General features: G+C 39.8%; 1 protein-coding gene. It reads right to left on the bottom strand.

Annotated elements, in window-relative coordinates; translation table 11 throughout:
• Positions 1 to 119 precede the first annotated feature (119 nt).
• Positions 120 to 1154: IS4 family transposase (locus JUJ52_RS23005; RefSeq protein WP_228089242.1), on the bottom strand; the 1035-nt coding region annotated here is incomplete at its 5' end.

Raw genomic sequence — 1154 nt, 5'->3', positions numbered from 1 at the left:
CCCCATACCCATCAAGTTAACGTCGCTGATTCATAAAGTCGGTCCCTTTCCACAAGACAACCGTTTAGATTACGAAATAATGGCATGCCAAATAAACCCGAAACGGGGTCATTTTTTTGCTATGCAGCTTTCCCGCTGGACACGGTATACTGATACACGACACCCAAAATATCAAAGACCGTTTTTTTCTCATATCGATGGGATTTACGCCCGTTTTTCTGTAGGAGGGTAAACAGGCGATGCAGCGTCTTTGATAGCTCTTGGGTGTTTTTTTGTATTGCTTGAAACAAAAGTAAGAAGTAATCTTTAATGATATAAATGGCTTTATATTCACTGAGTTCCCGTTTTTTCTTGATAAGAAGTAGCTGCCTCATTTGAAACATGGTAGAAGAACAGAGAAGGATGGCAATGAGTTGGCCATAAAGGTGACATTCTAATCGATCTTGTTTGATCTCTTTACACTGATCCACTTCAAAGAAGGATTTCCATGTTTTAAAAAGTAGCTCAATTTGCCAGCGAAGGGAATAAAGATCGTGAACGTGTCCCGCCGGGACTTCCTGGGGTGGCATATTGGTGATGTATACATTCATGGCACTCAATCGTTTACTTCGTTCTTTCATGACAATCCCCTTCTTTTTCTCTTTTAACGCTTGATCTTCCCATCTTTTTCGGGTTTGTTCCTCTGTAAGTCGGTGAATAATAACTCGAGTTGGCAACTTTTGATACATGCCAATATAAACGTCTGAGATTTCATAGGTTTGTCCTGGTTTTAGTTGATTCATGGTCTCCTCCATATCCAATTGAATATATTCAGTTCGTTTTTTGATCAAACCATTTTTGAAGTATTCGGGATCAGGATTCTTCAAATATATCCGATTATTTAATTTTAAGCGAGAGATGTAGTAGGCTCCTTTCTCATCTATTTGATAGAAATCGTTCAAGTCAAAATAACCTAAATCGCGTATACATAAATCGCCTGATTGCACCGTTTGTAAGCAAGTGGAACCGTAGGTTCGATCGTTTTCTTTACCTGGTCCTGAGTGAACGTGCATGAATTGGCCGCTGAGAAGATCATATTCTAATTGAATCTTTACGCCAGCTGTATGGCTACTGCCTCCAGATCCTTGATAGGTTGAGGCAAATACATCTGGAAG

The organism is Virgibacillus sp. AGTR (genome assembly GCF_016919725.2).
Taxonomy (GTDB): domain Bacteria; phylum Bacillota; class Bacilli; order Bacillales; family Amphibacillaceae; genus Virgibacillus; species Virgibacillus salarius.
Note: the sequence above shows the minus strand (reverse complement) of the source record. Positions and strands in the feature narration are given on the sequence as shown.